Genomic DNA, 16,836 nt, shown 5'->3' on the forward strand with positions numbered 1-16,836 from the left:
CAGGTGCGCCGGCGTCAGAGCGGGTGCGCCGCCGTCAGTTCCTTCTCCCAGCGGAGCAGGTCGTCGAACCAGGCGCGGCCCCGGTCCGTCCACTCGGCGGCCGGCTCCAGCGCCTCGACCGTCCCCCGGAGCCGCCGCAGGGCGTCGTCGCGGCGCGCGGCGGCCTCCGGCGGCGCGTCCGGCTCGGCCGACCAGCGGGCGAGCCCGTGCGCCATCCGGGCGAGCACGTGCGCGGCGTGGACGGCCCCGCTGACCGGCCGCGGGTCGGGGCGCAGCGGGTGGCTGACCAGGACGTCGCCGTTGGTCACGTACGTCTCGAAGAAGTTCCGCAGGTAGAGCGCGTGGTGGCCGGTCTCGTGCAGCAGCGCCTCGAAGGCGGCGGCGGGGCTCTCGACGCTGGAGGTGCCGAGGTAGACGGCGCCGAAGGTCGGGCGGAGCGTGGCGGAGCGGAAGGCGCCGCCGCGCACGTACACGATGACGCGGATCAGCAGGTCCGTCTCCAGGGCGGCCTCCGGCCAGACCCTGCGCAGGGTTTGGCGGGCGGCTTCCAGGGTGGCGATGCCCTCGGTGGGGTCGAGCGTGCCGAAGTCGGCGTCGCCGGTGCCGCCGGTCCGCCGGATGTCGGCCTGGAGCTGTCCGGTGCCCCAGCGGCACCAGTCGGGGTCGGCCGCCGTGCCGTCCGGGGTGAGGTGGCGCAGCGGGGGCATCAGACCGGCGGTGGAGAGTTCCCGCACCAGCTCGGCGGTGCGGGCGGGGTCCGGGGCGGGTCCGTCCGCGGGGCCCTCCGGCCTGCCGTCCCCGGCGGCGGGCCCGGCGGCGTCCCCGGCGGCGGGCCGGGTGGCGGCCCAGACCAGGCCGGGGTGCAGGCAGGTGGGCGCCGGTCCGTCGCCCAGCAGCGGTTCGAGGCGCCGGAGGACCTCCCGGTGGTAGCTGCGGACCAGGGTCATGGTGCCGTCCGGGGTCATGCCGACCCGGACGGCCTCGTCCCGTCCGGTGCCCATCAGGCCGCGCCGGAGGACGGTCCGGCGCCGCCCGCGCCGCCGACGCCCGTGCCCCCGACCCCGAGGATCTCGGTGAGCGAGGACTCCTCCGCCTTCTTGAGCTGCTGCTCGCGGGCCTGGAGCCGGCGCACGATCAGGGCCGAGACCACCTCGTCGCCCAGGTTCTCCAGGGTGTGGAAGACGTCCTTGCGGACCTCCTGCCAGATCTCCTTCGACTGTCCGCTCAGCGCCTCGGCCTTGCTGGGCAGCCGTCCGCGCAGCGCCGCGCTGCGCTCGACCGCCAGGTCCAGCACGTCGTGCAGGATCTGGGTCCAGGTGTCCTCGACGCCGTCGGAGAACGCGATGTGCACGGAGCCCTCGTCCGCCGTGGTGCCCTCGTGGTAGAAGCCGCGCGGCAGGTAGAGGCAGTCCCCGGCGTGCAGGGTGACCTCCAGGGCCAGCGGGGTCTTCGGGGTGACGCCCGGCTTGGAGCGGTTCACCGGCCACTGCATCGGCGGCTCGTGCAGCCGCCAGGTCTTGGAGCCGGCCAGCTGCCGGAGGAAGATGCTGGCCAGGTCGTAGTGCGCCTCGGCGCCCTTGGAGTGCGGCGGGGTCAGGAAGGCGTTGGCGGCGACGGGGACGCCGATCTCGCCGGACAGTTCGGTGCAGAAGGCCTCCACCTCGGGGCAGTAGGTGGACATCGCCTGGAAGACCAGGGTCGCGCCCTGCCCCATCTGCGCCACGGCGTACCGCGGGTCGACGAGCCCGGACAGCACCCGGCGCTCGTCGGAGCCGTCGTCCCCGGGTTTGGCGGCGTTGCGGACACCGATGTCCTGGCCGTGCCGCCACAGCCGGATGTACGGGGTGCGCAGTCCGCGTTCGAAGAGGAGCCGCTGCGCGAGCTCCGTCGAGAACACGTCGTCCAGTGCGCCCATGTCCCTGCTGACGTAGGGCTCGGTGTCCCGTATGGACGCCAGCTTCGACGGGTCGTCGAGGAGCTTCTCCACCGCCATGTCATACCTCCGCGTCTTCGAGAACGGGCTCATCTTCCTGGTGGAAATCGCGCACGCCGGGCACGGTCAGGGCCAGCAGTGCGGTGCCGAGCTGGACGACCGCGGCGGTGACGAGCACGGTCGTGCGGCCCACCGCGTCGGCCAGCGGCCCGATCAGGGCCAGGCCGAGCGGCAGCAGGGCGAGGCTGCACAGCCAGTCGACCGAGCTGACCCGGCCGAGGATCGACGGGGCGAACTGGCGCTGGAGCGCGGTGTGCAGAAGGGTGTTGAAGGGCATCATCGCGAAGCCCGCGATCATGTAGCCGGCCACCACCCACCAGAGCGAGAACGGGCTGAGCAGCACCAGCGGCACGGTGGTGAAGAGCGCGTTGAAGACCATCGCGCTCGTTCCCGGCCGCTTCAGCTTCACCCGCCCGACGACGATCGTGCCGACGAAGCCGCTCAGGCTGAACAGGGCGATGACCAGGCCGTAGGTGGAGGGCCCGGCGAACCTCTCCTGGGTGATGACCGGCAGCAGGACCATGTGCGGGGCGACGACCAGCATGGTCTGCACCGCGGTCATCGCCAGCAGGGCCGAGGTCCAGCGGACCCGGCGCACCGCCGCCAGCCCCTCCTTGGCCTCCCGGAGGATCGAGGAGCGGGCCTCCGGCCGCCGCAGCGGCGGCTCGGTGACGGCGAGGACGCAGAGCAGGCTCACCGCGAAGGTGGCCGCGTTGGCGGCGAAGGCCACCCGGGTGCCGACGGTGGCCACCAGCACGCCGCCGAGCGCCGGCCCGATCACGGCCGCCGCGCTCTCCGTGCTGCCGCGCCAGACGTTGGCGCTGAGCAGCCGGTCCTCGGGGACGAGGGAGGGCACCAGCCCGCCGTACGCGGGGCGGAAGAACGCCTCACCGCTGCCCACCAGGAAGGTCATCACGGCGAGCGAGAGGGTCGCGGTGTCGAACGCCCCCAGCACCACCACCGTGATGGCCACCAGCCGGAAGCCGTCGGCGAGGATCATCGCCCGCCGGCGGGGCACCCGGTCCGCCCAGACGCCGCCGAGCAGCGCGAACAGCACCGTGGCGAGCATCCGGGCGCCGATCACCAGCCCGACGTCGCCGGCGTCGCCGCCGCGTTCGAGCACCCGCAGCGAGACGGCCACGTTGAACAGCTGGTCACCGACGGCGCTGACCGCCTGGCCGGCCCAGAGGAAGCGGAAGTCGCGCAGTTCCATGGCGCTGCCGGCCAGCCGGCCGGTCAGCGCGGTCTTCAGGTCGGACATGCTCAGCCGATCGCGCTCGCCGCCACCGGGCCCGTCAGCTCCCCGTAGCCGAACCCGCAGCAGTCACCGGTGATGTCCTCGTCCCGCACCAGCGCGGGGTGTTCGTCACCGGTCGGCCGGAGGTCCGCCAGGTCGACGGGTTCGGTGTCGTCGTCGATGAAGAGCTCGGCGCCGTCGGTGATCAGGTCGAGGTGGACCTTCTCCTCGTAGCCGACCACCGCGCGGTCCTGGTTGTGCTGGCCGAACCCGATGTGCACGCCGACCCGTCGCTCGTTGATGTGCGAGTTGGCCGGGATGAACAGGTCGATGCCGGAGTTGGTGCCGAAGCCCAGCTCGCCGACCCGGGTGCCGTGCGGCTGCCTGAAGCAGAGTTCCACCAGTTCGCGGACCTCGTCGGAGCCGCCGGAGAAGCCGGTGGCGCGCCCGTCCGCGATGTCGACGGTCAGCGGCCGCTCGCCCAGCCGGGTGTCGATCCTGGTGATGACGTTGCAGTTGAGCGCGCCGTCCGCGACCAGCCGCCCCTCGATGCCGGCCGGGAAGGTGGCGATCTCCCCCGCCGGGAGGATGGTGAAGCCGCCGGGGCGCCACACCCCGCGGTTGCTGATCCAGTCGTAGCGCTCGGCGTCGAGCCTGATCCGCAGGTCGGTGCCGCCCTTGCTGCGGACCCGGACGCTGCGGGCCTTCGTCAGCCGGGTGAGCAGCGTGGCGTTGCGGGCGCTGAGCTCCTCCGGCCCGAGGTTGAGGGCCTGTTCGAAGAACTCCCGCGAGGCGCTGATGATCCGCACCACCATGCACCGGTCGCTGCCGAACTGCTGCATGACGTGCAGGAGTTGCGCGAAGTGGGACATGGTGTCGCGTTCGAGCGTGAAGATCACGAGCCGGCCGGTGAAGGACTCCGGGTCCGGTACGGCGGCCTTCAGACGGGCGGCGAAGCCGTAGTCCACCAGCGGGCGCATGCCGATGACCTGGGTGCCCAGCCCGCGCTGCTTCAGTCCGGCGACCAGCCAGGCGGCCGCCTCCCGGCTGTCCGGGGAGAAGACGACGACGCAGTGGTCGCGCTCGGAGAGGCCGGCATAGCGGTCGAGGAGCGCGTCGACTCCGTCCCGTACGTCGCGGCTGGACTGCACATCGGTCAAGACTCGCTCCCCTGGCTGTCGGTGGTGTCGGGAGGAGCTCCGGCCGCGGCGAGCTGCCGCGGCCGGAACTCCCGAGGGCTCTGCCGGACCTGTCAGGTCGCGACGAACCAGGCCATCAGCGGGCCCTCGTCACCACTGCCCACCGGCACGAGCACCTCGGCCGACTCGGCCGCGGAGAGCTCCCGCAGCGCGTCCTCGACCAGCGACTCGTAGCTGGGCGCCTCTATCGTGTTTTGCGTCATCCTTGACTCCTCTCAGACAACAGCTTTACCTCGACCCTAGGCGCCATGCTCATGCAAGGTCAACGCGATCGAGATCGCAACTTCCGTTTGTTTTCGCCCACTTGGGGTATAGGCGCGGCGCCGGAATCTCCCGTCTGGGCGCCGGACCGTCAGCGTCCGCGCAGCTCCAGGGTGCAGCACTTGACGCTGCCGCCCGCCTTGAGCAGTTCGGTGAGGTCCACGCCGATCGGCTCGAAGCCGCGCCGGCGCAGTTCGCCGGTCAGGTGGGTGGCCGATTCGGGCAGCAGGACGTGCCGGCCGTCGGAGAACGCGTTGAGGCCGAAGACGGCGGCGTCCTCGGCGGTCGCCAGGACGGCGTCCGGGAACAGCTCGCGCAGCACCGCCCGGCTGCCCGGGGTGAAGGCCTCCGGGTAGTACATGACCTCGTCGTCGGAGAGGACGGCGAGGGCGGTGTCCAGGTGGTAGAACTCCGGGTCGACCAGGGTCAGTCCGGTCACCGGGACGCCGAAGAACTCCTGGGCCTCGGCGTGCGACCGCGGGTCGGTGCGGAAGCCGGTTCCGGCCAGCAGCCTGCGCCCGGCCAGCAGGTAGTCGCCCTCGCCCTCGTTGATGTGCTCGGGCCACAGGAGTTCGGTGAAGCCCTGCGCGCGGAACCAGGAGAGGTAGGCCGGGCCCTCGGCCGTGCGCTCGGCGTGGCGGAAGCGCGCGCCGAGGACCTTGCCGTCGATCACGGTGGCCCCGTTGGCGGCGAACACCATGTCGGGCAGGCCGGGCAGCGGGTCTATCTCCTCGACGGTGTGGCCGAGTTCGCGGTAGAGGTCGCGCAGCCGGGTCCACTGGGCGAGCGCCAGCCCGGCGTCGACCGGCTTCTCCGGGTGCATCCAGGGGTTGATGGAGTAGTGGACGTCGAAGTGGCTGGGCCGGCACATCAGGAGGCGGCGCGGGGTCGCGGTGCGGACCGGCGCCCGGTCGCCCGGGCCCGGCCCGGCGGTGTCCGTGTTCGGCATGGTTCTCCTTGGTCGGGGTGGTACCCGGGGCAGGGACGGTGCCCGGGGACGGCGCTCGGGACGGGCGCGAGGGAACGAGGGAGCGAGGGAACGAGGGGTCGCGGCCGGGCGGGTCAGTCGATGAGCCGGCGCCGCATCCCGCGGACGGCCAGGAACCAGGCGAGGACGGCGAACCCGGCCAGCACGGCCCCGTGCAGCGCGTCGCCCGCGCCCAGCGCCCCGAACGCGGCGTGCCGGACCAGCTGCATGCAGTGGTAGATCGGGTTGACGGCGGCGACGCCCTGGACCCAGCCGGGCAGCCCGTCCAGCGGGAAGAACACGCCCGCGGCCATCACCAGCGGCGTCAGCACCCCGGAGACCACCAGCCGCAGCCAGTCGATCGCCGGCACCAGGCAGGACACCCACATGCCGAGCAGCGCGAAGGCGAAGCCGGAGACCAGCGCCACCAGCGGCACCAGCAGCAGCTCCGGCCCCGGCGGGAGGCCGATGGCGAGGGTGACCAGCAGCGGCGCGGTGCCGTACACGGAGGACTTGACGGCGATCCAGGAGGCCTCGGCGGTGGCCAGTTCCCAGACGTCCACGGGCTGGCAGAGCACGGCGTCGTAGATCTTCTGGTACTTGCGGCGGTTGAAGCTCTCGAACATCCCGGCGAAGGCCGAGGCGAAGAGCACCGAGGTGACCACCATGCCGACGCCGACGAACTGGGGGTACGGGTGGCCCTGGACCTGGTCGATCAGCCGGCTGAAGCCGAGGCCGAAGCCGGTCATGTAGACCAGCGGCTCGATCAGCGAGCCGAAGGTGATGGCGGGCCAGTAGCGGCGGAAGAGCAGCAGTTCGCGCAGCCAGACCGCCCGCATGGTCGGCCACAGGGCCGGCGGGCGGCCGGGGGCGGGGGCGGGGGCGGGGCCGGCCCGCTCCTCGGTGCGGGGCGTGGGCGTCGCCGTGGTCATCGGGTGTCCTCTCGGTGGGGGCGAGCCGGCGTGGCTCGGCCGGCGTGGCTCGGCCGGCGGCGCTCAGCCGAACAGCTCTCCGGTCAGCGCGACGAAGACGTCCTCCAGGGAGGTCGGGCGCAGCACGTCCGGCGGCCCGAGGCGCTCGTGCAGCTCCGGGGTGACGGTCTCGGCGCGCAGCACGGAGACGGCCGGCCCGGTGCGCCGGCTGGGCAGTCCGGCCCGGGCGGCCTCGGCCTCGACCAGTTCGCGGCGGGCGGCGTCGCCCCGGTACTCGGCGGCCTGGGCGCCCGCGTGCTCGCGCAGCAGCTCCGCCGGGGTGCCGCGGGCGATCATCCGGCCGCCGAAGACCACGGCCACCTCGTCGGCGAGCCGCTCCGCCTCCTCGATGTAGTGGGTCGACATCACCACCGTGGTGCCGGCCTCGCGCATCCCGTCGATGACGTCCCAGAGGTCCTGGCGGATCTGCGGGTCCAGGCCGACGGTGGGCTCGTCCATGAGCAGCAGCCGCGGGTTGTTGACGATGCCCCGGGCGAGCAGGACCCGGCGGCGCATGCCGCCGGAGAGCGCGTCGGCCCGGGTGTCGGCGCGGTCGGTGAGCCGGACCGCGGCCAGCGCGCGGTCGACGGCGTCCCGGTAGCCGGAGCGCGGCAGGGCGGTGAAGCGGACGAAGACGTCCAGGTTCTGCCGCACCGTCAACTCGGGGTCGACGTTGTCGTGCTGCGGGACGACGCCGACCAGGGAGCGGGCCCGGCGGGAGTCGTCCGGCATCCGGTGCCCGAAGACCTCCACGGTGCCCGCGTCGGCCCTGGTCTGGCCGGTGAGCATCCGCATGGTGGTGGACTTGCCGGCGCCGTTGGGCCCGAGCAGGCCCAGGAACATGCCGGCCGGCACCTCCAGGTCCAGGCCGCCCACCGCCGTGGTGGCGCCGAACGACTTGACCGCACCGCTGATTCGGACGGCAGGGGTGTCCACGCGGGGCCGCTCCTTTCGGGAAGGGTCTGGGAAGTCGCACTGCTCGCCGTCCCGGACGGGTATTCGCGGGACCGGAGAACCGGTCCGGCGCCCGGCCCGGGACGGATCGTGTCCGATCGGAAGGACATCCGTTCGAGCTTATTGACGGCGAACGCCGGGGTGTCGGTTCACGTCCGACCGCACGCACGGCACGCGCTCATCTAACCGCAGAATCGCCTTGTCAGGAACCCGCCCAAGGGGGTTCCCATGGCCATGACCAGGGTGTTAGGTTGACGGAAGATCAGCCACTGGGTCCGCGTCAGGTCGGCCCGTCCGGGGGGACATTCGGCTCGGTCACCCCTTATCCGACCGACTTCCGGGCCGGTGCGCGAGGGGTGCCGATCACGCGAACCGATCTCGGTGACAACGTTCGGCAGCACGGCCCGTGAGGCCCCGATCGAGGAGTTGTGGATGCCATCCGACGCACCGTTCAGCGGGAACGTCCACCTGCGGGCCGCGGAAGCCGGGGACGCCGGAGCCGTCACCGAGGTCTTCCTGGCCTCGCGCACCGCGACCATGCCGTACCTGCCCCGGCTGCACAGTGACGAGGCCACCCTGGGCTGGATCACCCACGTGGTGCTGCCGGACACCCGGGTCTGGCTGGCCGAGGACGCCGGCACCGGGGCCCTGCTGGGCTTCGCCTCGCTCGACGGCACCCTGCTCGACCACCTCTACCTGCGGCCCGACGTGCGCCGCCGCGGCATCGGCACGCTGCTGCTGGAGGCGGTCAGGTCGGCCAGTCCGCGGGAGCTCTCACTGCACGTCTTCCAGAAGAACACCGAGGCCCGCGCCTTCTACGAGCGGCACGGCTTCGTCGTGGTGGAGACGAACGACGGCAGCCGCAACGAGGAGAACGAACCCGACATGACCTACCGCTGGACCGCGTGACACCCGCCCGCGCCCCACGGTAGTACCCCGCCCGCGCCCCATCGAGCGCGTCGGCGGGCCCCAACGGCCACGAGCCACCGGAAACCACCGCCGGCCCGCCCCGCCCCACCCGGCCGGCGGGGCGGGTCCACCTGGAGGGATGCCCCGTGCTGGGCGAAAACAGCCTGCCCGCGGAAACACCGCTGTCGTACGCGCAGTTGGCGCTCTGGTTCAACGACCGCCTCCAGGGCGGCGACGCCTCCTACAACGTGCCGGTGGCGCTGCGGCTGACCGGCGAGGTGGACCACGAGGCGCTCGGCGCCGCCCTCGCCGACGTGCTGGAGCGGCACGCGGCGCTGCGCACCCTCTTCCCCGAGCGGGACGGCGTGCCGCGCCAGCACGTGCTGCCCGTGGCCGAGGTGCCCCCGGTGCTCACCGTGGTGCCCGCCACCGAGGCGGAGCTGCCCGCCCTGATCGGGGCCGAGTCCGCCCGGGTCTTCGACCTGCTGGCCGAAGTCCCGCTGCGGGTACGGCTGTTCGCGCTCGCGCCGCGGGAGCACGTGGTGCTGATGGTGCTGCACCACATCGCCGGGGACGGCTGGTCGCTGGCCCCGCTGGCCCGCGACCTCAGCACCGCCTACCTGTCCCGGAAGCAGGGCCGGGCGCCGGTCTGGTCCCCGCTGCCCGCCACGTACGCCGAGTACGCGGTGCGCCAGCACGAGAACCTCGGCGACCTCGACGACCCGCAGAGCAGCGGCGGCCGCCAACTCGCCTACTGGCGCCAGGCCCTGGCCGGTCTGCCGGACTTCCTGGAACTGCCCACCGACCACCCCAGGCCGGCCGCGATGTCGCACCGGGGCGAGTTCTTCCCCTGGGACCTCCCGGCCGGGCTGCACCGCGAGCTGCTGGCGCTCGCCCGCTCCTGCCGAGTCAGTATGTTCATGGTGCTGCAGGCCGCGCTGGCCGCGGTGCTAACCCGTTCCGGGGCCGGTACGGACATCCCGATCGCCAGCCCGATCGCGGGCCGCACCGACGAGCGCTACGACGAGGTCGTCGGCTACTTCGTCAACCCGCTGGTCCTGCGCCTGGACACCTCCGGCGACCCGACCTTCCGCGAACTGCTCAAGCGGGTGCGCCGCACCGACCTCCAGGGCTTCGCCCACCAGGAGTTCCCGTTCGAGCGGCTGATCACCGCGCTCAACCCGCACCGCTCGCTGGCCTGGCACCCGCTGTTCCAGGTGATGCTGGCCTTCCAGAACACCCCCGAGGCGACCCTCTCGCTGCCCGGCATCGACACCGAGATCGCCGAAGCGGGCCCGGGCGGCGCCAAGTTCGACCTGTCCTTCAACATCCGCGAGACGCACGACGCCGACGGCGCCCCGGCCGGGCTCGGCTGCTTCGTCGAGTACAGCACCGACCTGTTCACCCGGGCCGGCGCCGAGGCGCTGACCGCCCGGCTCGGCCGGCTGCTGGCCGCGGCCGCCGCCGACCCGGACCGCCCGATCGGCGGCTACGACCTGCTCTCCGACGAGGAGCGGCGCGAGCTGCTCGCCCGGGCGGCCGGGCCCGCGCTGCCCGCCCCCACCGCCACCTACCACGCCGCCTTCGAGGAGCGCGCCGCCCCGGAGGGCGAGGTCACCGCGCTCGTCGCCGAGGACGGCCGGCTGACCTACGCCGAGGTCAACGAGCGGGCCAACCGGCTCGCCCGGGAGCTCGTCCGGCGCGGGGCCGGCCCGGACCGCTTCGTCGTCCTGGCGCTGCCGCGCACCACCGACCTGTTCGTCTCACTGCTCGCCGTCCTCAAGTCGGGCGCCGCCTACATCCCGGTCAACCCCGCCATGCCGCGCGACCGGCTGGCCGGCATCCTCGCCGACGCCGCCCCGGTCTGCGTGCTCGCCGCGGCCGCCGACGCCGGACGGCTGCCGGCGGACGCGCCCGTGCTGGCCGTGGACGACCCGGCGGTGCGGGCCGCCGTCGCCGCCCACCCCGGCGGGAACCTCACCGACGCCGACCGCACCGGCCCCACCGGCCCGCTCGACCCCGCGTACGTCATCCACACCTCCGGCTCGACCGGCGTACCCAAGGGCGTGGTGATCCCGCACGGCGGCCTCAGCAGCCTGATGCAGCACCACCGCACCCGGATGGTCCGCCCCTCCGGCGGTCCCGAGGGGCGGCGCCTGCAGCTCGGCCTGGTCGCGTCGATCACCTTCGACACCGCCTGGGAGCCGCTGTTCTGGCTGCTGGAGGGCCACCCGCTGCACCTGCTGAGCGACGAGGTGCGGCTGGACCCGAAGGCCCTGGTCGGCTACGTCCGCCGGGAGCGCCTGGACTTCCTCGACCTCACCCCGACCTACGTCCCGGCGCTCACCGCGGCCGGCCTGTTCGCCGAGGGCGAGCACCGCCCGACCGTGCTGATGCTCGGCGGCGAGGCCGTCGGCCCGGCCCTATGGAGCGAGCTCTCCGCCCTGCCGGACGTCGCCGTGTTCAACTACTACGGCCCGACCGAGTGCACCGTCGACGCGCTCGCCTGCGACCTGACGGACAGCGCCACCCCCGTCATCGGCCGCCCGCTCGACAACACCCGCGCCTACGTGCTGGACGGGCTGCTGCGCCCCGCCCCGCTCGGCGTGCCCGGCGAGCTGTACCTGTCCGGGCCGCACCTCGCCCGCGGCTACCTGCGCCGCCCCGGCCTCACCGCCGAACGCTTCGTCGCCGACCCGTACGGCCCGCCCGGCGCCCGGATGTACCGCACCGGCGACCTCGCCCGGATGCGCCGCGACGGCCAGGTCGAGTACCTCGGCCGGGCCGACGGCCAGATCAAGATCCGCGGCTTCCGGATCGAGCCCGGCGAGATCGAGGCGGTGCTGCTGCGCCACCCCGCCGTGCTGCAGGCCGCGGTGCTGGCCCGGGGCAGCGCCGAGGACCGCCACCTCGCCGCCTACCTGGTGACGGCCGACGGCACCGCCCCCGACCTCGCCGAGGTGCGCGAGCTGCTGGCCGGGCAGCTGCCCGACTACATGATCCCGGCCGCCTACGCCGTGCTCGACCGGCTGCCGCTCAACTCCAGCGGCAAGCTGGACGGTTCGGCCCTGCCCGAGCCCGATCTGCGGGCCGCCACCGGCCCCTCCCGGGCCCCCCGGGACGCCCGCGAGGCCGCGCTCTGCGAACTGCTCGCCGAGGTCCTCGGCGTCGACGGGGTCGGCCCCGACGACGACTTCTTCGCACTCGGCGGCCACTCGCTGCTCGCCACCCGCCTGGTCAGCCGGGTCCGCACCGCCCTGGGCGCCGAACTGCCCATCCGGGCGGTCTTCGAGAGCCCCACCGCGGCCGGCCTGGCCCGCCTGGTGGACACCGACCGATGTCGCCCGGTGCTGACCGCCACCGCCCGCCCCGAGCGGATCCCGCTCTCGCACGCCCAGCGCCGGCTCTGGTTCCTGCAGCAGCTGGACCCGGGCAGCGACGCCTACCACATCCCGCTGGCCCTGCGCCTGACCGGCGCCCTGGACGCCGACGCGCTCGCCGCCGCCCTGCAGGACTGCGCCGTCCGCCACGAGGCCCTGCGCACCGTCTTCCCCGCCGACGCGGCCGGCCCCCGGCAGCGGATCCTCGCCCCGGACGACCTCCCCCCGCTGCTGTCCACCGCGGCGGCCACCGAGGACAGCCTCGCCGAGGCGCTGCGCACCGCCGCCGCCGAGCCCTTCGACCTCGCGGCCGAGCCACCGCTGCGCGCCCGCCTGCTCACCCTCGCCCCGGACCGGCACGTCCTGCTGCTGACGGTCCACCACATCGCCTGCGACGGCTGGTCGATGGGCCCGCTCGCCCGCGACCTCGGCACCGCCTACCGGGCCCGGACCGGCGGCCGCGCCCCCGGCTGGACCGCCCTGCCGGTCCAGTACGCCGACTACTCCCAGTGGCAGCTCGCGCTGCTCGGGGACGACCGGGACCCGGCCGCCCCGGCCGCCCGGCAGTGGGAGTACTGGAGCAAGGCCCTGGACGGCCTGCCCGAGGAGATCGCGCTGCCGGTGGACCGGCGCCGCACCGCCGAGACCGGCCGCCCGGCCGGCCGCGTCCCGCTGCGGCTGACCGGCGAGGACCACCGCGCCCTCGCCGCCCTCGCCCGGGAGCACGGCGCCAGCCTGTTCATGGCCGTCCAGGCCGGCCTCGCGGCGCTGCTCACCCGCCTCGGCGCGGGCACCGACATCCCCGTCGGCACCCCGATCGCCGGGCGCACCGACGAGGCCCTGGACGACCTGGTCGGCTTCTTCGTCAACACCCTGGTGCTGCGCACCGACACCGACGGCGACCCGGGCTTCCGCGAGCTGCTGCTCCGCGTCCGGGACGCCGACCTGGCCGCCTACGCCCACCAGGACCTGCCGTTCGAGCGGATCGTCGAGCTGGTCAACCCGGCCCGCTCCCCCGGCCGGCACCCGCTGTTCCAGGTCGCCCTGGTGATGGACCAGAGCGGCCCGGCCGTGGAGATCCCGGGACTGGAGTCCGAGCTGCTCACCGCCGGCCTGGCACCGGCCAAGTTCGACCTGACCGTCACCCTGGGGGCGCCGGACGGGCCGGACGGCGAACTGAGCGGCGAGATCGAGTACCGCACCGACCTGTTCGACCGGACCACCGTCGAGGCGATCGCCCGCCACCTGGCGCGGCTGCTCGGCGCGGCCGCCGCCGACCCCGGACTGCCGATCGGACGCCTCCCGCTGGCCGCGCCCGGCGAGCGGGCCGGCCTGCTCGAAGGCTCCCTCGGCGAGCACCGGACCCTGGCGCCGACCACGCTGGCCGCGCTGGTGCGGGAGCGGCTCGCCGCGCCCTCCGACACCCCGGCGCTGGTCTTCGAGGGCCAGGCGCTCGGCCCGGCCGAACTGGACCGCCGGATCGAGGCGATGGCCCGCCGGCTCGCCGCCGCCGGCGTCCGCCCGGGCAGCCGGGTCGCGGTGGCCGTGCCCCGCTCGGTGGAGCTCGTGGTGGCGCTGTGCGCCGTCCACCGCGCCGGCGGTGCCTACCTGCCGCTCGACCCCGACTACCCGGCCGACCGGCTCGCCCACATGCTGGCGGACGCCCGCCCGGCCGCCGTGATCGCCGCCCCGGAGCAGCTCGCGGCGCTGAACCCGGCCGAGGGCGTGCCCTGCCTGTCGCCGGAGGACCTGCCGGCGCCCGAGGGCGTCGCCCCGACCGCCCCCGGCCCCGCGGACCCGGCGTACGTGATCTACACCTCCGGCTCGACCGGACGGCCCAAGGGCGTGCTCGTCCCGCACCGCGCCGTCGTCAACCGGCTGCACTGGGGCCAGGAGGAGTACCGGCTGGCGGCCGGCGACACGGTCCTGCAGAAGACCTCGGCCAGCTTCGACATCTCGGTCTGGGAGGTCTTCTGGCCGCTGATGACCGGCGCCACCCTGCTGGTGGCCAAGCCCGACGGCCACCGCGACCCGGCCTACCTGGCGGAGCTGATCCGCGATCAGGGTGTCACCGTCGCCCAGTTCGTGCCGTCCATGCTGGACGCCTTCCTGCAGGACCCGGCAGCCGCCGGGTGCACCGGGCTGCGCCTGGTCGTGGCCAGTGGCGAGGCGCTGCCGGCGGCCACCGTGCGCCGGTTCCGGCAGGTGCTCCCGGGCGTCCGGCTGGACAACCTCTACGGCCCCACCGAGGCGGCCGTCGAGATCACCGCCTGGGAGTGCGGGCCGGCGGACGAGCGGCCGCGCCCGGTGCCGATCGGGCGGCCGGTCTGGAACAGCGGCGCCCACGTCCTGGACGCCGCCCTGAACCCCGTGCCGGCGGGCGTACCCGGTGAGCTCTACCTGTCCGGCGACCAGCTCGCGTACGGCTACCTCGGCCGCCCGGCGCTCACCGCCGAACGCTTCGTCGCCGACCCGCACGGCGCGCCCGGCACCCGGATGTACCGCACCGGCGACCTGGCCCGCCGCCGCCCCGACGGCGCGGTGGAGTACCTGGGCCGGGTCGACGGCCAGGTGAAGGTCCGCGGCCACCGGATCGAGCTCGGCGAGATCGAGACCCGCCTTGGCCGGCACCCGGCGGTCGCGGCCTGCGCGGTCACCGTCCGCGAGGACCGGGCCGGCGCCGTCCGGATCGTCGCCTACGTGGTGCCGGTGACGGCGGAGCGGCCGCCCACCGCCGCCGCGCTGCGCGCCCATCTCCGCGGCCACCTGCCCGAGTTCATGGTGCCCACCGCCTACGTGCCGCTCGGCGCGCTGCCGGTGAGCGTCAACGGCAAACTGGACCGCCGGGCGCTGCCCGAGCCGCAGACCCACGTGGAGAGCCACGCCCGGGAGCCGCGCACACCGGCCGAGCGCACGCTCGTCACGATCTTCGCCGAGCTGCTCGGGGTGCCCGCGGTCGGCCCGGAGGACGACTTCTTCCTGCTCGGCGGCCACTCGCTGCTGCTGATCCGGCTGGTCGAGCGGATCCGGGCCGAGTTCGGCGCCGATCTGCCCGTCCGGGCGCTGTTCGAGGCACCGACCCCGGCCGGGCTCGCCGAGCGGCTGACGCGGCGGCCCGACCCGGCCGGGGAAACCGACACGGACTCGGAAACCGACTCGGCCGCCACCGCCTTCGAACCGCTGCTGGCACTGCGCGGCACCGGCGACCGGGCACCGCTGTTCTGCGTGCACCCGGTGACCGGCGACGGCCTCGGCTTCCTCGGCCTGCTGCGCGGTCTCGACCCGGAGCAGCCGGTCTACGCCTTCCAGGGCATCGGCCCGGCCGGCGGCGGGCAGCGGCCGGCCACCCTGGACGGGCTGGCGCGGGAGTACCTGGCGCGGATCCGGGCCGTCCGGCCGCACGGCCCGTACCGGCTGCTCGGCTGGTCCTTCGGCGGGCTGGTCGCCCACCAGATGGGCGTCCTGCTGCGCGCGGCGGGCGAGGAGGTCGACCTGGTCGCGCTGCTGGACAGCCACCCGGCGCCGGCCGACGCCGGGGAGGTCACCGACACCGGTGTGCTGGCCGAGCTGCTGACGGCGATCGGCGCGCCCGGCGCCGAGGCGGCCGCCGTCCGGGAGGGCCGGTGGCACCCGGAACCGTCGGAGCTGCTCGACCGGCTGGCCGTGGCGCTGCGCGAGGCCGCGCCGCGCGACGAGGAGCAGCTGGCGGTGTTCCTCGACTCCTGCCGCTACCACGCCGACCTGATGGCCCGCTGGGCCCCGGGGGTGCTGGACGCGCCGCTGGTCCTGTTCACCGCCGCGGCCGACCACCGGCCGGAGGAGTCGGTGGCCACCTGGTCGGCGCACGCCGCCGGGCCGGTGGCGGACCACCCGGTCGCCGCCCGGCACCTGGACCTCGCCGACGCCGGGCCGATCGACGAGATCGCCCGGGTCCTCGCCACCGCCCTGCGGCGGGCCGACGAGGGCCGGCGATGACGGTCCGTCCGGTGCCCTCCGGACGGACCGCCACCGCGCACCGCCCGGCCCCGCGCCACGGGACCGGGCGGCAAGGTGAGCGCTCAGCCGCCCAGCGCCTCCAGGCCCGCCCGGGCCTCCGCCGCGAGCTCCGCGAGCACCTCGCTCCGCCGCTGGTGCGGGAAGAAGTGGTCGCCCGGCAGGATGCGGTGGCGGAAGCGCGCCGCCGTGGTGGAGCGCCAGCCGGTGATCCACTCCGGTCCGGCCATCAGGTCCGCGTCGCCGCCGAGCGCCAGCACCGGGCAGGGCAGCACGGTCGGCCGGGTCCGCTCGTTGTACTCGGCCAGCAGCGTGACGTCGGCCCGGAGCACCGGCAGGGCCATCCGCATCAGGTCCCGAAACTCCAGGACCTCGGCCGGGGTGCCGCCGAGCTCGACCAGCCGCTCCATGAGGTCGTCGTCGGTGAGGTCGTGCAGCCGGGCCACGTCCGGCGTGCCGGGCGGCCGGGCGCCGGTGACCACGAGGGAGAGCGGCAGCGGCCGTCCCTCGACGGCGAGCCGGCGGGCCGTCTCGTAGCCGATCCGGGCACCCATGCTGTGGCCGAGCAGGATGAACGGCTCGTCGGCCGGGCGGCTCGCCAGCACGGCGAGCACGCCGTCGACGACCTCGTCCATCGCGGCGGCCGGCGGCTCGGCGAGGCGGGTGCCCCGGCCGGGCAGCTCCACCGGGACGACCGTCAGGTCCGGCTGGCCGGTCTCCCGGGCCCACGGCAGGTAGACGCTCGCGGAGCCGCCGGCGTGCGGCAGGCAGTAGACGCGAACGGGCCCGGACCGCCCGTTCGGCTCGGCGTCCCGGTGCCACGGCGTCCACCGGGCCACCTCGTCGGGCATTGTCGCGGGCCATCCGGTCATGACTGTTCCTCTTCTTTTCCTGGGCAGTTATCCGGGGCCTGATCGGCGGGCCCCACCGAAGACTTTAGGCGGTAATTTTCGGGCTGGTCCAGCCCATATT

General features: G+C 74.6%; 11 protein-coding genes. 2 read left to right on the top strand and 9 right to left on the bottom strand.

What is annotated here, in order from left to right; translation table 11 throughout:
• Positions 1-14: 14 nt before the first annotated feature.
• The 8 genes from ACYP53_RS32885 to ACYP53_RS32920 form a co-directional block, all read right to left on the bottom strand.
• Entirely contained in the window at positions 15-1,001 is a 987-nt protein-coding gene (locus ACYP53_RS32885) for an aKG-HExxH-type peptide beta-hydroxylase (RefSeq protein WP_459650124.1), read from the bottom strand.
• Positions 1,001-1,993 carry a JmjC domain-containing protein gene (locus tag ACYP53_RS32890; RefSeq protein ID WP_459650125.1) on the bottom strand — a complete coding sequence of 331 codons (993 nt, stop codon included), beginning with the start codon at positions 1,991-1,993 and terminating at the stop codon, positions 1,001-1,003. The genes ACYP53_RS32885 and ACYP53_RS32890 overlap by 1 nt, the downstream gene beginning before the upstream one ends.
• A 1-nt stretch (position 1,994) precedes the next feature.
• Complete coding sequence (locus tag ACYP53_RS32895; RefSeq protein ID WP_189919631.1) at positions 1,995-3,254, bottom strand: MFS transporter; 1,260 nt, start codon at positions 3,252-3,254, stop codon at positions 1,995-1,997.
• Positions 3,255-3,256: 2 nt separating this feature from the next.
• Positions 3,257-4,390 (bottom strand): M29 family metallopeptidase, encoded by a 1,134-nt coding sequence (locus ACYP53_RS32900; RefSeq protein ID WP_459650126.1) that lies wholly within the window; start codon positions 4,388-4,390, stop codon positions 3,257-3,259.
• Between the two features lie 92 nt (positions 4,391-4,482).
• Positions 4,483-4,632, bottom strand: a complete 150-nt coding sequence (locus ACYP53_RS32905; RefSeq protein ID WP_189919626.1) for a hypothetical protein — start codon at positions 4,630-4,632, stop codon at positions 4,483-4,485.
• Positions 4,633-4,781: 149 nt separating this feature from the next.
• Positions 4,782-5,639, bottom strand: a complete 858-nt coding sequence (gene ddaH / locus ACYP53_RS32910; RefSeq protein WP_189919624.1) for a dimethylargininase — start codon at positions 5,637-5,639, stop codon at positions 4,782-4,784.
• Between the two features lie 113 nt (positions 5,640-5,752).
• Positions 5,753-6,589 (bottom strand): ABC transporter permease, encoded by an 837-nt coding sequence (locus tag ACYP53_RS32915; RefSeq protein WP_459650127.1) that lies wholly within the window; start codon positions 6,587-6,589, stop codon positions 5,753-5,755.
• A gap of 63 nt (positions 6,590-6,652) precedes the next feature.
• Positions 6,653-7,564 carry an ABC transporter ATP-binding protein gene (locus ACYP53_RS32920; protein ID WP_229928841.1) on the bottom strand — a complete coding sequence of 304 codons (912 nt, stop codon included), beginning with the start codon at positions 7,562-7,564 and terminating at the stop codon, positions 6,653-6,655.
• A 450-nt stretch (positions 7,565-8,014) separates the two neighbouring features.
• On the opposite strand from ACYP53_RS32920, the gene ACYP53_RS32925 reads away from it, so the two are divergent.
• Together ACYP53_RS32925 and ACYP53_RS32930 are read left to right on the top strand one after the other, a co-directional pair.
• On the top strand, positions 8,015-8,491 hold the full coding sequence (locus ACYP53_RS32925) for a GNAT family N-acetyltransferase (protein WP_189919620.1): 477 nt from the start codon (positions 8,015-8,017) through the stop codon (positions 8,489-8,491).
• A gap of 146 nt (positions 8,492-8,637) precedes the next feature.
• Positions 8,638-15,846 (top strand): amino acid adenylation domain-containing protein, encoded by a 7,209-nt coding sequence (locus ACYP53_RS32930; protein ID WP_459650128.1) that lies wholly within the window; start codon positions 8,638-8,640, stop codon positions 15,844-15,846.
• Between the two features lie 83 nt (positions 15,847-15,929).
• On the opposite strand, the gene ACYP53_RS32935 is transcribed toward ACYP53_RS32930, so the two are convergent.
• Positions 15,930-16,736, bottom strand: a complete 807-nt coding sequence (locus ACYP53_RS32935) for a thioesterase II family protein (protein WP_189919616.1) — start codon at positions 16,734-16,736, stop codon at positions 15,930-15,932.
• Positions 16,737-16,836 lie beyond the last annotated feature (100 nt).

Source organism: Kitasatospora sp. Ki12, assembly GCF_054601375.1.

Coding starts and splice junctions, on each gene's coding strand:
- ACYP53_RS32885 (WP_459650124.1), bottom strand. CDS start 1,001: ATGGGCACCGGACGGGACGAGGCCGTCCGGGTCGGCATGACCCCGGAC.
- ACYP53_RS32890 (WP_459650125.1), bottom strand. CDS start 1,993: ATGGCGGTGGAGAAGCTCCTCGACGACCCGTCGAAGCTGGCGTCCATA.
- ACYP53_RS32895 (WP_189919631.1), bottom strand. CDS start 3,254: ATGTCCGACCTGAAGACCGCGCTGACCGGCCGGCTGGCCGGCAGCGCC.
- ACYP53_RS32905 (WP_189919626.1), bottom strand. CDS start 4,632: ATGACGCAAAACACGATAGAGGCGCCCAGCTACGAGTCGCTGGTCGAG.
- ddaH (WP_189919624.1), bottom strand. CDS start 5,639: ATGCCGAACACGGACACCGCCGGGCCGGGCCCGGGCGACCGGGCGCCG.
- ACYP53_RS32915 (WP_459650127.1), bottom strand. CDS start 6,589: ATGACCACGGCGACGCCCACGCCCCGCACCGAGGAGCGGGCCGGCCCC.
- ACYP53_RS32925 (WP_189919620.1), top strand. CDS start 8,015: ATGCCATCCGACGCACCGTTCAGCGGGAACGTCCACCTGCGGGCCGCG.
- ACYP53_RS32935 (WP_189919616.1), bottom strand. CDS start 16,736: ATGACCGGATGGCCCGCGACAATGCCCGACGAGGTGGCCCGGTGGACG.